11 protein-coding genes are annotated in these 13,170 nt (G+C 68.8%); 3 read left to right on the top strand and 8 right to left on the bottom strand.

Features of this window, described 5'->3' with window-relative positions; genetic code table 11:
- The first annotated feature begins 104 nt into the window (after positions 1–104).
- Positions 105–782: a GNAT family N-acetyltransferase gene (locus tag ACRSBM_RS34425; RefSeq protein ID WP_434450135.1), complete on the top strand. Its 678-nt coding sequence runs from the start codon at positions 105–107 to the stop codon at positions 780–782.
- Between the two features lie 107 nt (positions 783–889).
- Here ACRSBM_RS34425 and ACRSBM_RS34420 read toward each other — a convergent pair whose 3' ends face one another.
- Positions 890–1,357: an HIT family protein gene (locus tag ACRSBM_RS34420; RefSeq protein ID WP_434450133.1), complete on the bottom strand. Its 468-nt coding sequence runs from the start codon at positions 1,355–1,357 to the stop codon at positions 890–892.
- 161 nt (positions 1,358–1,518) lie between these two features.
- Here ACRSBM_RS34420 and ACRSBM_RS34415 point away from each other — a divergent pair, with 161 nt between their 5' ends.
- Both ACRSBM_RS34415 and ACRSBM_RS34410 read left to right on the top strand, forming a co-directional pair.
- Positions 1,519–1,938, top strand: coding sequence for a hypothetical protein (locus tag ACRSBM_RS34415; RefSeq protein ID WP_189155665.1), 420 nt, complete (start codon positions 1,519–1,521; stop codon positions 1,936–1,938).
- A gap of 289 nt (positions 1,939–2,227) precedes the next feature.
- A complete protein-coding gene (locus tag ACRSBM_RS34410; protein WP_434450131.1) occupies positions 2,228–2,866 on the top strand; it encodes a hypothetical protein in 639 nt (212 codons plus the stop codon).
- A gap of 63 nt (positions 2,867–2,929) precedes the next feature.
- Here the strand turns inward: ACRSBM_RS34410 and ACRSBM_RS34405 are convergent, their stop codons facing one another.
- The 7 genes from ACRSBM_RS34405 to ACRSBM_RS34375 all read right to left on the bottom strand — a co-directional run bounded on the left by ACRSBM_RS34405 (position 2,930) and on the right by ACRSBM_RS34375 (position 13,038).
- Positions 2,930–3,868 carry a M23 family metallopeptidase gene (locus ACRSBM_RS34405; RefSeq protein ID WP_434450129.1) on the bottom strand — a complete coding sequence of 313 codons (939 nt, stop codon included), beginning with the start codon at positions 3,866–3,868 and terminating at the stop codon, positions 2,930–2,932.
- Complete coding sequence (locus ACRSBM_RS34400; RefSeq protein ID WP_434450127.1) at positions 3,865–4,950, bottom strand: replication-relaxation family protein; 1,086 nt, start codon at positions 4,948–4,950, stop codon at positions 3,865–3,867. The genes ACRSBM_RS34405 and ACRSBM_RS34400 overlap by 4 nt, the downstream gene beginning before the upstream one ends.
- A gap of 72 nt (positions 4,951–5,022) precedes the next feature.
- Positions 5,023–7,668: a type IV secretory system conjugative DNA transfer family protein gene (locus ACRSBM_RS34395; protein ID WP_434450125.1), complete on the bottom strand. Its 2,646-nt coding sequence runs from the start codon at positions 7,666–7,668 to the stop codon at positions 5,023–5,025.
- A gap of 56 nt (positions 7,669–7,724) precedes the next feature.
- Entirely contained in the window at positions 7,725–9,674 is a 1,950-nt protein-coding gene (locus ACRSBM_RS34390) for a VirB4 family type IV secretion system protein (RefSeq protein WP_434450123.1), read from the bottom strand.
- Positions 9,671–10,894, bottom strand: a complete 1,224-nt coding sequence (locus ACRSBM_RS34385) for a PrgI family protein (RefSeq protein WP_434450121.1) — start codon at positions 10,892–10,894, stop codon at positions 9,671–9,673. The genes ACRSBM_RS34390 and ACRSBM_RS34385 overlap by 4 nt, the downstream gene beginning before the upstream one ends.
- Positions 10,891–12,711, bottom strand: a complete 1,821-nt coding sequence (locus ACRSBM_RS34380) for a hypothetical protein (protein ID WP_434450119.1) — start codon at positions 12,709–12,711, stop codon at positions 10,891–10,893. The genes ACRSBM_RS34385 and ACRSBM_RS34380 overlap by 4 nt, the downstream gene beginning before the upstream one ends.
- A 3-nt stretch (positions 12,712–12,714) precedes the next feature.
- A complete protein-coding gene (locus ACRSBM_RS34375; RefSeq protein ID WP_434453342.1) occupies positions 12,715–13,038 on the bottom strand; it encodes a pilin in 324 nt (107 codons plus the stop codon).
- Between the last annotated feature and the right edge of the window lie 132 nt (positions 13,039–13,170).

Below are 13,170 nucleotides of genomic sequence, written 5' to 3'. Positions count from 1 at the left end.
GACCGGTAACGTTGCGAAGAGTTCGGTGTCGGCGGCCTGGTCTTCGAAGCAGTGCGCGCCGACATCGGCAGCGGCGTCGGCATGCACGGGGAGTGGCACACCTGATGAGCGACTACAAGTTTCCGGATGCGCCGAAGATCGAGGCTGCGTATCGGACAGCGTACAAGGCTCTTGAATCCCTCTTGCCTGGAGAAACCGTCGATACCGAGGAGGGAGCGTCATTTCTGGACGTGCTGACAGGGTTCGGAACCCTGGTCGAACTCGCAGACCTCGTGACCGTGGCGCAGTTGGGCTCGCGCGTCTCATGGCAAGGACCGCGTCAGGACGGCGACTGGCAGCCGATCATCGCTGGCCTTGATCTGGACGATGGCCCGCACGACTTCGGCGCCGACCTCAACGCGACCACATATGAAGGTCCGGCCGGTCGCTGGGCAGGTAGCGCTCTCGAACGTGCTGCATTGGTTTACAAGCGAGCGTGCAGATGGGACTTCCCGCCAGGAGAGGCGGGCGTGTGGCTGCTGATGCTGGCTCCGACACGCGCTGTCGGTGGCGACGAACCGTGGCTCTACAGCGGCTACATTGTCGGCTTTGTCATCCTGTACGACCGCGACGACGATGGCTCTTATGAGTCAGTGGGCCATATCTGGACTGCGACGGAATGGCAGCGCCAGGGGATCGCGCGGCGGCTGCTGACTGAGGCGAGGTCACGATTCCCGGTCACGAGAGTCGAGGAGCCGTATACCGACAACGGTAAGGCGTTTCTGGCCGCATGCCCAGAATAGAGGCTTGGCCTCAGGACTGTCTGACGCAGTTCGAGATGTGGGACGCGTAGCGGCAAGGTAGCGCCCGATCGGATCGATGCGCACAACGGCGCCGGGTTCGGGTGCGTTCACCATGTGGGTGGATGAGATGGCGAGACTGACGTGAGTGATAGCCCCTGGCGAACGGACCGAGCTTCTTCGTCGAGCAGATGGCGAGCACGGGTGGCCCAGTCTGCGTCGATGCGGAAGCTGTCGCCGCGGAAGCGTGGAAAGACGTGCAGATGGAAGTGGAAGATCTCCTGGAAGGCGGCTTCTCCGTCGGCGAGGAACACGTTGACGCCCTCGCAGCGCAGGCCAGAGCGTCGAAGGGCGCGGCCGACGCGGTGGCCGATCCTCCAGACGTGTGTGCTCGTCTCCTCGTCCAGGTCTTCCAGCCCGATGGCATGCAGCCGTGGCACTACGAGGACGTGCCCCGGCGTCACCGCGCCGAGGTCCATGAACGCAACGACTCGATCATCTGCATATGCCACGCTCGCCTCGGCCTCTCCGGCGACGATGGCGCAGAAGACGCATTCCGCTGGCCTCTGGTCATTCACGTGCAAAGCGTTGCAGCTGCGTCGTGGGCGACGCGAGCGAGTTTCTCTCAGGTCTGAACGCATGGTCACGACGTGCCTGGCTGCGGTGATCGTGTGTCCCGCTTCGGCTGACTCGCCGCGTCCGGGCACCGAGGGCCACCGAGCGCGGGTATCTTCACTGGATGACGGACGTCCGCAACTTCCGGAACGCCTGTTACGAAGCTGCCCGTCGCACTGGCGGCAATGTGATCGAGTTCCGCCTCGCCGGCGACGTGACACCCAACTTCCACCAGGGGCTTATCGCCTACCGCGAGCGCACGGTCGCCGTCGCCTGCACGCGCGACTCAGCGGTGCTGGCTCTCGCAGAGCCCCGGACCATCGACTTTGTCGACGGCGTCGGGGAGTCGGGCCCGCTGACGTTTGTCGACGCCCCTGAGCTGGTGGCTGTACTGGCCGCGCTGCTGCCGGGGTCTCAGGTGCGCACCCCGTCCGAGCTGAACGGCCCGTTCGACGCCACGACTTGGCCCCATATCTCGTCAAACGACATCACGCACTGGCGGCCCGGCACCCTCGGCGAAGCGCTCTTCAACTACTGGGACTGAAGAACCCGCAACCTCACATGCTCCGATTGCCGTCACGCACCGCACTGACACCGCGGCCAGATAGCTTCCCTTGCTAAGTAGCCGGCCAGCGGGGAATCCGACTGGCCACCGACAGGCGACAGGCTCCTCGGCGGAGCAGCGGTAGCTCAACGTTTTCGCATGTCAGCTGGCAGCTGGGTGCTCTTTGCGCGCAGCAAGGATGCTGGACCCAGGCCGGTGAAGGTGGTGGACTCGGTGCGTGACGCAGCGGGCGGATGTCCTTCGCATCTTGGCAAGATCTCCAGCCGGAATGACTGATGCCGAGATCGCGCGAGAACTTGTCCGGCTGCATCCTCGCGCAACGCATCAAACCGTCAACCAGATCTGTCGCCAGCTGGCCGTGGAAGGCATGATCGCGCGAGACGGCGCCGACCGTCCCATCCTCAATCGGCTACGCGACGGCATCCAGCAGGCTCCTCTCGAGCCGGTGTCGGTGCCGGTGCCTGCCACCTCGCCTAAGGCGTGGCCCTGGGAAGGTGCGGTTCAGGAGGCCGTCGTGGGATGGCTGGAGGCGCATGGAGCCGAGATTCGATCCCAGGTCGATACCGCGGCGCGGCAACGTGGCACTGATGTCGTTGCGTTTTGGCAGGGGTCGGTTCTGCACATCGAGGTCAAGGGTTGGCCGTCCGCCAAGTACGCGGACCCTAGGCGTGCTCACGAGACGAAGCCAACGCGACCGAGCCTGCAGGCGAGTCATTGGTTCGCCGGCGCGCTCAGCAGTGCATTGAGGTTGCGGGAGACGCACGCGGATGATCGCGTCGTTATGGCGGTTCCGGACAAGCAGCGATACCGGGACCTTCACGCTGAGCGTCACGGCGTGCTCCGCCAAGTGCGCATCGAAGTCTGGTACGTGGACGAGTCGGGACAGGTGGAATGCGATGGCGCGTGAGCATTGCACGACAGATTGCCCGAGTGGTGAGGTACGTGTGCGTCTGCGGACCGTTCGGTTGGTTCAGCTGCAGAGCTCGATGCCGTTCTGGCGGTAGAAGGTGACGGGGTCGATGGCTTGGCCGCGGACTTCTATTTGGAAGTGCAGGTGGGGGCCGGTGGAGTGGCCTCGGTCGCCGATTTCGGCGATGGGTTGGCCGGCGAGGATTGTTTGTCCTGTGTGGACGACGTTGCGGTTGTTGTGTCCGTAGGTGGTGATCGTTGCGTCGGGGTGTTGGATGCGGATCCAGAGGCCGTATCCGCTGGCTGGTCCGGCGTCGATTACCAGGCCGTCGTCGGCTGCGACGATGGTGGTGCCGGTGGGTGCGGCGATGTCCTGGCCGTGGTGGAAGCCTCCGTCTCGTGGCCCGAATCCGGAGCTGCAACGGCCTGGTGCGGGAACGGTCCATGTTCCGGTGCCGGTGGTGCAAGTGGCGCCGTGGACGGCAGCGACGATGATCCGTGCAGCGGGCTCGTGTTGGGCGTAGGCGTCGGGGAAACCGGAGCGTTGGACGGTTTGCGCGGCGACCGTCAGGCTCATCGTCTGCCATCCAGGCACCTTGAGCAGGTGCTGGTAGAACTGGGTGGCACTGTAGGTGGGGTTCATGATCTGTGCTGGAGTGCCCCAGCCTTGAGAGGGGCGTTGCTGGAAGAGTCCGAGGCTGTCGCGGTCGCCGTAGTCGAGGTTGCGCAGACCGGATTCCTGCATCGCGGTGGCGATGGCGATCACCCAGCCTCGGGTGGGGACGTTCATCTGCTTGCCGACTGCGACGATCGTGCCGGCGTGGGCCATCTGGTCGGTGTCATAACCGGCGGCACCGCTTGCTGTGGTGCCGATCGCGGCGCAGTCCACGGGGCTGCTGTCGCCGAACACAGCGGTGATCGCGCCGGACACCCCGGCGGCGATCAGGATGGGAATGAACAGAGCTACCCCTACAGCGGTGGCAACGACTTTGGTGCTCATTGATCTGCCGTCCCTGTGCTTGGCCCGCGCGAGATCGGTGTCGGCGGCATCGGCGCCGGTGCTGGGATCTTCAGCAGCATCGGCAAGTCCGGTCCGGGTAGCGACTCGCTGCCCGCATCGGTGCTGTGCGGGGTGACATACGGCCACACATCGAGCAACCGGTGCAGCTCCCGCCTAGCTCCTAGCCCGGATTGCGCGGTGCTGCTGGTGGCGTCGAGGGGCAGCCAGACTTTGTCGGCAGGGCTGGGGTGCGGGGCTGCGGGGTTGAGCAGTTCGGCTGCTGCAGTCGCGACGGGCACCGCACGCGGGTCGGCGAGCTCGCGCCAGGCACGAGCCAGCAGCCGGCGGGCCGTGGCCTCGCGGCGTGAGGTCGGGACCCACACCAGCAACGGGGTGGTGATCCCGGTGGCTGCGGCCAAGTTGGTGTAGCCAACCAGCTTTCCGGCGAGCTTGGCCAGGACCTCGGTGCCGAAGTCGTACTCGAGGAAGAACTCGATCTCCCTGCCGCCGGTGGCCCAGCGGCCGTAGGCGTCGGGTTTGATCAGGTCGCCGAAGTGCCGTGCGCAGCGGGTCTCTGACCACCAGGCGGCGAGCGTGGTGTGTTCTGCGGGGGCGCTGCGGCGGGCGTGGTCGACCAGTGCGGTGAACCACTCGGCGACGCCGACCGTGTGCGCGAGGCGCAGCGAGTGAGCGATACCGAAGGCGCGGTCGTGCCGGTAGCCGAGCTCTTTGACGTCCAGGCCGTCCTCGGCGGCCAGCACCGCGGCCCCGGCGGGCGCGAGGACGTAGTGCATCGGCGCGGTACCGGAATTGATGAACGGCTGGAACCGGTCGACCACCCGCCACTGGAACAGCTCTCGCAGCCGCATCCGTCCGGACCGGAAGGACGGGAAGGCGAGAGCGGTGATCTGGTTCGCGGTGAGCACGCGGTGTTCGTGCAGCATTCGGATGATCCACCGGTCGCGCGGTGTCAGCCGCCCGGCCAGCATCGCCTGGTGGTCGGCGTTGTTCGCGGCACGTGGGGTCGGTCGCGATGCTAGGTGACCGCGCAGCGCGCGCTGGCGCGTCGGATTTGTGATCATGGCGCGACTCTCCGGAAAGTTTGTACGGATAAGGAACTTCCGCCCGATGCCGTGGTGTGCGGACTGTGCGGATCAGGACTGCTGGCGGCGGGGATCGGTGCTGCCTGCCCTCGCGCTGGACGTACCTCGGCGGACGCTGGCGGGCTGTGCCGGCGGCGATGTGGTGGTGGGTCGGTGCGCAGGCCGGTTGGGGTTCTGTGGATCGGAGGTGAGCGGGTTGGCTCCGGGAGCACGGCTGCGCAGGGTGTGGCGGGCGATGGCGCGGATTTCTCGTGCGCGGCCGGGAATCGCGCGGGGGAGTGGTTGGGTGCGCATGGTGAACGGCAGTGCTTCCTCGCCGCCCAGTACGAGGCGGACGGCGGCGTGGTAGACGCCGAGGTGGGCCAGGTCGTGTTCGGAGAGCCGGGGTGCGGTGTGCCGGGACAGCTCGCGGGCGTCTTCGGGGGAGGCGTTGAAGAAGATCTTGCTGCGGGCGTTGGTGGACATGCCTTCCCGTAGCTCACGGGGCAGCTGGCCGAGATGCTGGTGTGCCAGGGTCATCGCGACGCGGAAGCCCCGTGCCTCGGCGAGCATGTCCTCGATCGGGTAGGGCAGGTTGAGGAAGTTGTGACACTCGTCGATCACCAGCGAGGCGTCCTGACGCTGGCGTTGCGGAATGCGGGCGCGGGCGGTGGTGGCCTGCCAGGTGCGTGCGACCACCAGCGACCCGACCAGCCTGGTGGTTTCCTCACCGAGGGAGCCTTTCGGGATGCGCACCAAACAGATCCCGCCGTCGAGCACTCCAGGCATGTCCACAGTGGAAGCTCCGCTCGCGATGGCGTCGCGTACGAACGGCCGCAGCAGGAACGCGCGCAGCTTGTTCATCAGCGGGCTGATCACCTGGCTGCGGGAGGAGTCGGTGAGTTCCTCGTACCAGGACCAGAATCCGCGCAGCACCGGGTCGGCGACCCCGGCCGTGACTCGGGATCGGAAGGCGGGATCGGCGAGCAGCTTCGGCAGGTCCGCGAGGGTGGGGACGCCTTCCTGGGTGCGCAGGGTGAGGCAGGCGGCCCGCATCACGTCGTCGGTGCGCGGCCCCCAGAAGGCGGAGTAGATCCGCCGGAACACCGAGATGAGGTTGTCGACGGTCAGGTCGGTTTCCCCGCCGTCCAACGGGTTCAGGCAGGGCGGTCGGCTCTTGCTGTCTGCGTCGAAGAGCACGACGCGGTCGCCGGCCGATTTCGGGAGCCGGGAGAGCACGTCGGTGACGAGGTCGCCCTTGGGGTCGATCAGCACGATGCCGCGCCCGGCTTCGGCGTCAGCCAGGATCATGTTGCCCAGCAACGTGCTCTTGCCCGAGCCGGTCGCGCCGATGACGTGCAGGTGGTGCCGCGCGTCCGGGACGCGCAGCGCGACGGCGCGTTCATGTCCGGTATCGGTGACGCCGATCCGTTTGGCCTCGGGTCCGGGGGCGGCGATGCCGGGTGGCGGGGAGACCGCGCGGGCACCGGCCCGCTGGACGCCGGGGATCGCCTCGTCCGTCGGCAAATGCGCCATAGCCGCCAGTTCACCCACGGACAGCAGGTCGCCTTTGCGCAGGCGCCGGTCGGCCAGCACGGTGCCGGGGTGGCGTAGACGGCGGCGGGTGTAGTAGTTGTGCTCGGTGTAGGAGGCGAAGCTCGCCGCGAGAGCATGTGCCCGGCCGCGGGCGACATCGCCCGCGGTACGGACCTCGGCGTCGGCCGCGTCGGCGGGCAGGAGGGTAGCGACGGCGTAGCGGATGACCGTCTCGTACTGGGAGCCGCGTTGCTTGGCGACAATGGCGCGGTTGTGCGCCGCGTACTCCAGCGACGTCTGCGGATCGATATGCACCACCCCGGTCTTCGCCGTGCGCCGAGCCGAACTGGTCTTCACGCCGGGAGTGACCATGTCGAGCAGGCATCCGACCACGCGGGCAGAGCCACCGGTATGTACTCGGCGCGCGTCGCGGCGGGCCTGGGCGACGCGACGGCCGGTGACCGGGCGCGCCAGGATCTGCACGCAGGCGTACTCATCGCGGCCCAGACCCACGGGAGCGCCGATCAAGGCCCGCAGCGGATCGGCGTCGAAGTCGGTGCGGATCGGCAACGCCTCGGACCGGGCCAGGCGCAGCTCACCACCGACGACCAGCCGCCGCTGCCCGTCACCGGGTGGCGCCAGGGGCGGTTCGGCAGTGCCGACACGGGTGTGCGAGCCGGGCCAGGCGGCCTCGACCGCGCGTTCGACCAGACCGGGAGGGATCACGCCAGGCACCCACAGCCGGATCGCGACACCGGCCTCGGAGAACACGTACTCGCACGCCACGTGCGGCTGCCCGGTGAACCAGCGGCGCCAGGCCGGACGCAGCAGCCCGACGAGGTTGGACCACAACGCCGCACCGCCCGCAGGATCGACGGTGGGCGGCGCGAGCACGGTGATCTGACGGGCGTCGGCGACCAGCCGCGCGTGACAACGTCGCGCCCACCGGTGCCGGCCGACCATGCACCCCGCGATGCCGACCACGAGGACCGGCGCCGCGATCGGTCCCCAGGCGATCGCCGCATCCCGCAGATGACCGAGCAGTGTGAGCAGGGCGCCGCCGGGGTCGCGTAGGTAGTCCCCGAGCCACCCGTCGCCCACCCCTGCCGACGCGGTTCCGCGCGGGGCCAGCGGAATCGGCGAGCCGGGGCGCATGAGGACAGGAGGTATCCAGGCGAGCATTACGTGCCTCCACCGACAGTAGAAGGATGTTCCGATCGGAGCCGGGCTGATCGATGTCAGGCGGCGTCGAGTTCGATGTCGTCGTCAGCACGGTAGGAACCGAACTCGTCACCGTTGGCTGCGGGCGACTCGCCGACAACGCCAAGGTCTACAAAGGACTGTTCGGCCTCGGATTCGCCGGTGTCGACACCGGCGGCGTATCCGGCGAGTTCGGCGGGGTTGCTTGTGACGAGGTAGTGCTCAGTGGGTGAGGCGATCGATTGGAACGCGACTCGCTGCGTTCCCGCTGACAGCAATCCCTGGCCCCTGTCCGCCGACAGCAAGAACTGACGTTCCCCGGCCGACAGGTCAAAGGTCTGGGTGATCTCGTCGATGGCCTGCGACGCCTGTCGCAGCAAGATCTGCGTCGCCGCGTTCGCTACCACCGCTTTGCCGAGATCGTTGCCGAGGACATCGGCGGTGTCCTGTGTCGCGACGGTCAGCCCGGCCCAGTGCTTGCGTGAGGCTTTGGCCATCCGGAATAGAAACTCTGCCCCGGAGCGCTCCTTCATCAGCAGCCACGCCTCGTCCACGACCACCAGACGCGGGCGGCGAATCGCCGGATTGGACACGCGCCGCCAGACGGTGTCCAGAGTGAGCAGGGTGCCGATGCCCTTTAGCTCGTCGGGCAGGTCTCGCAGGCTGAACACCACGAGATGTCCCTCGGGGTTGGTGGTGGTCTGCCCGTCGAACAGCTGCTTGAACGCGCCCTCCACATAGGGATGCAGCCTCGCCCCGAGCTCGGCCGCGGCACGGTCGCCGGCTTGACCCGCGGCCGCGAGCCGGTCGCGCAAGTCCCGCAATGTGGGCGAGGGACGGGTCCATGTGCGGGTGTCCGCGGTGATGCCGACGGACTGGTAGGTGGCGGCGATGCCCCGGTCCAATGCGGCCCGTTGCGCGGCGTCGGGTTCGGTGCCGAGGAGTACGGCGACGACGGTGTGCAGGAACAAGATTCGGCGGATGAGGGCGTCTTTGGGTGCGGTGCGGCGTCCGTCGGCTCGGGTGTGGATGGGCAGGTCGAACGGGTTGAGCCGGACGCCTGCGGCGCCGAGGTGGACGTAGGTGCCGCCGACCGCGGCGGCGAGGCGGGCGTATTCGTCTTCGGGGTCGACGACCGCGATCTCGATTCCCCGATACAACGACCGCAGCAGTTCGAGCTTCACCAGGTAGGACTTGCCCGCGCCGGAGCGGCCGAGGATGACGGAGTTGTGGTTGTGCATCCCGTCGCCGAACCGTTCCCAGTGCACCAGGCCCTGGCTGCCCACGTTGTAGCCGTAGAGCACCCCGGACGGCGCGGCCACCGAGGTCGGGTCGGCCGCGGGCAAGTCCGGGCTGGTGAACGGGAACGCCGCCGAGAGCGCGCTGGTGTCGAAGGTGCGGCGCATTCCGATCAGGTCGAGGCCCATCGGCAGTGTCGACACCCAGCCCTGCAAGGCCCGGTAGGTGGTGTGCTTGGCGTCGAGCAGCAGGCTCGCCGCGAGCGAGCGCAGCGCGGCCACCTCATCGGCCAGCGCCCGCTCGGTGGGCGCGTGAATCGTGAGATACAGGCCGACGCGGAACAGCTTGCCTTCGCCCCGCGCGACGCGGGAGGACAGGTCGTAGGCGTCCTCGGTGGCGGCTTCGACCTGCGGGTCGTGCAGGCGGCCGTGTTCAGCGGTGTGCCGCCGACCCGACTCGAGCTTCGCGAGCTGCTTCTTCAACCGGGCCGCCGCGGTGGCCGGGTCGATCGGCTCGACATGCAGCGCGACGTCCAACCGGCCGGGGTAGGTCAGCAGCGGTGCGAGCCAGCCGGGATGAACCTCACGGGGGAAGCCAGTGATCGCGAAACTGGATACCCACTCGTTGCCGACTTCCAGGTGCCGCGCGCCGACGGACAGGGCGTCCGGGGTGAACGCGGCAGCCTGGTTGGTGGCGGGCCGGGCGGCGGTGCGGCGCTTGCCGCGCCGGGTTCGTGCTCGGCTGGTCATCGCAACCGCCTCCTGTCGCCGAAGTCGTCCTCGTAGTCGTCGTCCGGGTCCTCGTAGTCCCAGTCGTCGACCTCGCTGTCGTCCGCGTCGAGCTCGTCCGTGGCACGACGGTCGGCTTGCCAGAACGCGGTGTCGGCGAGGTCGTCGCCCAGATCGGTGCCGGCCGTGGTGATGACCTCGTCGGCACCGGCCAGGTCCGCCGAGGGCGGCAGCAGGGTGTCGGGGTTGCACGCCGAGGCGAGCACGGCGGTGGCCTGCCCGGCGTCCAGCGGGGTGACCACGATCCCGGCGGGCGCGAGCAACTCGATCGCTTCGGTCAGACGGCGCACCAGCCGGGACTCCGCCGCACGCCGTGCGCCCGTGCTCGCCTGGGCGTTGTCGTTGCGGGCGCGGCGTGTACCGCGGGTCAGTGCGGACAGCACCGCGAGCGGTCCTGGTCCGCCGAGCCCGTCCGGCGGTGCGGCGATGCCCATCGGCTCGCGCAGGATCAGCAGCACCTGGCGTCGCAGCAGGTCGGTCTGCTCGCCGAGGTGCACGAGATAGTCGGCGTGCTCGCGGGCGGCGGCCTCCAGCGCCGGGTGCGGCAGCCCGCCCGCGCGTTCCCGTAGCTCGCCGATCTGGCCGGACAGGTCGAGCCGTTCGGTGCGCACCAGTACCTGCACCGGGGCGGTCAGGCTGTGCAGATAGCGGCCGAAACTGGCGACCAGGGACTCCTGTTCGGACGGTGTCCGCAGCGCGAAGTTCACCGTCGAGGCGACCGCGACCACCGCCAAGCCGTCGCCGCCGAGGTCGACGACACCGGTGTCGGTGACCGCCTCGGCGGGCAATCGCAACGCCGACGGCGACACCTGGTCCTGCACCGAGGTCGTGTGCGTCGCGCCACTGGTCGACCTGCTCGTCAGCCACGGTGGCGCGGGCCGGACGCCCTCGGGCGCGGCGACTTGGTGGCGCGGCCTGATGCGTTGCCGGATCGCGGCGACCAGCAGCCGGTCCATCGAGATCCCGTCACGCTGCCCGAGCGCGATGACCGCCGCGCTCACCCCGACCGGGATGGCCACCGCAAGGAACACCGGCAGCGGCACGAACCCGCGAGTGGCGGTCCACCCGGCGTAGAGCACAAGGCCGGTCACCGTGAGGATCGCGAGCTGGCGGGCGGTCAAGGGGCCGATCACTTTGTCCGCCATGTCGACGTCGGCGGGGATGCGCACAGGCGAACTCACGACCTACCTCCAGGCTCGGGCAGTGGCGGCGATGTGCGCCGCTGCGGTTTCGGCAGGTCCAGTGGGAGCCGGAGCTGCCGTCCTGCCGGTGGTGGCACCGGCCTCAGTGGTGGCGTCGCCGGTGGGGGTGTCGCGGGCGGGACGCGACGCACGCCGTCCAGCGGCAGCGGGTATTGCCCGTCCCGGCTGGCCCGGTTGCCCTTGTACGGATCGAAGGGCAACTCCAATTGCTGCCCGCTCCGCCGCCGGCCATTCGTTCGCGGTGGGCCGGGCGCGGCCGGAGGCGGCGTAGGCGTGACCCGCTCCGCTTTCAGCGGCAACCGGTACTGACCATCGCGGCCGAGAACCGGCCTGTTCTCCGGCCAGTCGTCACCGAACGGCAGCGACAGCTGACGGCCCTGGCCGGTCGGCTTCGGCGCGAGAACGGGCTTGGGCTTGGCGGCCGGGCGACTGCGCCGCACACCGGCCAGCGGCAGCATGTACTGACCGTCCGCTGTGGTGCGCGCGCGGGCGTACGGGTCCGCCGAGCTACCACCACCGCTGCGGCCACGACCACCACCGGTGGGATGTGGCCGTCCGCCGCCACGGCCCCCGCCACGCAGCAGGCCGAAGGTCTTGTACGCGACGAACGCGCGCACCAGTGACCCGAGCATCGAACGTCGGCCGCCGCCGAGCTGGACGTGGTGCATGACCCAGCTGGGAATCTTGACCAGGATCCAGATCAGGCCGCCGGTGGCGATCAGGTTGGCCACACCGTCCGGTGTCGGCCCGAACAGGGTGAAGCCGCCTTCGGAGAAGAACACCCGCAGCGCGGTGATCAGCGTGAGTGACTGGCCGACCTGGATGCCGAGCACGCCGAAGAACGCACGCCACCACCACCAGGCGACGCCCTCGGTCTGTTCCGAGCCGTGACAGCTCAGCGCCAGCGGGGCTCCTGCCACCAGCACCGCCGTCAGCGCGACACGTACGACGTAGCTGCCGATGAGCGAGACGAGTCCGATGACCAGACCGAGCGAAATCAGGATGCCGAAGAACCCGGACGAGGTGATCGAGTTCATCACCGTGTTGGTCAGCAACGCCGATATCGTCTGCGCCGCGCCACTGGGATCCACGCCCCCGCCGACAAGCGCGTACGACAGAGCGTTGGCGAACTCGATCGCCTTCGCCGCGAGAATCCACGAGAGGTTCGCCGCGAGGAACCCGACCACGAGCCGTGGCGCGGCCTGGCGGATCGTGGTGCGGGCCTGCAGCGTCTCGTAGGCCATGACCACGATGGCCGTCACCATGACCAGTAGCGCGTAGCTGGCGACTGCGATCCCGCGCGAGGACTCCCACAGCTCACCGATCCGCGGCAGCTGATCCAGCGTCGGCGTGGCCAGCAGTGTCTTAGCGACCAGCCGCAGCAGCGAGTTGAGCGCACCGGCGATCAGCGCCCAGAAGAAGCTGTTGATGCCGTCGGCCATGCATGCACCGATGTCGGTGATGCCGCACTCGCCACCGGGTGAGCTCGGCGGCGTGGTCGGCAGCAGCGTCGTGCTCGGCGCCGGTGTCGTGCTTGTCGGTGTGGTGGGCGTGGGCGAGGCCGTGCTGCTGGGTTGTCCGGTCGTGGAGGGGGTGGGCGGCGTGACCGGGTTCGGTTGCGCGATTGCCACTGCGACCGAGCCGCCCATGGTCACCAGGGCGACGATCGCGAGCAGCCACAAGGCGCGGCGCCGGACAACGCCGCGTCGTGGATCTGACGGCGGTGTCGCAGCGGTGCCGTGCTCGACCGAGCCCCGGCGGGCAGGGGCGTGTCGTGAGCGGGTGGTGGCAGACATGACCTATGCCCCCACGATTCCTTTGAGGACGGTCACGACCAGGGGCGCGAGCGCGGCCAGGACGTAGCCGATCCCGGCGGCTTTGAACGCTTCCTTGGACTTCTCGTGCTCTCCGGGGTCACCGCCGCCGAACACCCGGCGTACGCCGCCGATGGTGAGGAACACCGTCGCCAGCCCGGCCAAGATTCCCATCAGCCAGTTCCGGATGTTGGTCAGTACCTCGTCGACGCTGCCCGCGAGCGCGAGCACCGCGGTGTCCGCGTGCGCGACCGCCGTGGTGGGCGCCGACGTGGTCAGGACGAGGGCGAGCGCGACCACCTCGCCGATGACCACGACTCGACGGACGGCCGCGTGCCGCCTCCCCTTCCTGCATGAGATCGGAGGTGTGAGGGAGATGTCGAGTGCCGGACGGGACTCGAGGTGCCGGGTGGGCGGCGCTGGCCGAGTCGCCGCGAGTGC

The sequence above is a fragment of the Lentzea xerophila genome (genome assembly GCF_051094245.1).
Lineage (GTDB): Bacteria > Actinomycetota > Actinomycetes > Mycobacteriales > Pseudonocardiaceae > Lentzea > Lentzea xerophila.
This window is presented reverse-complemented; position numbering and strand designations above follow the sequence as displayed.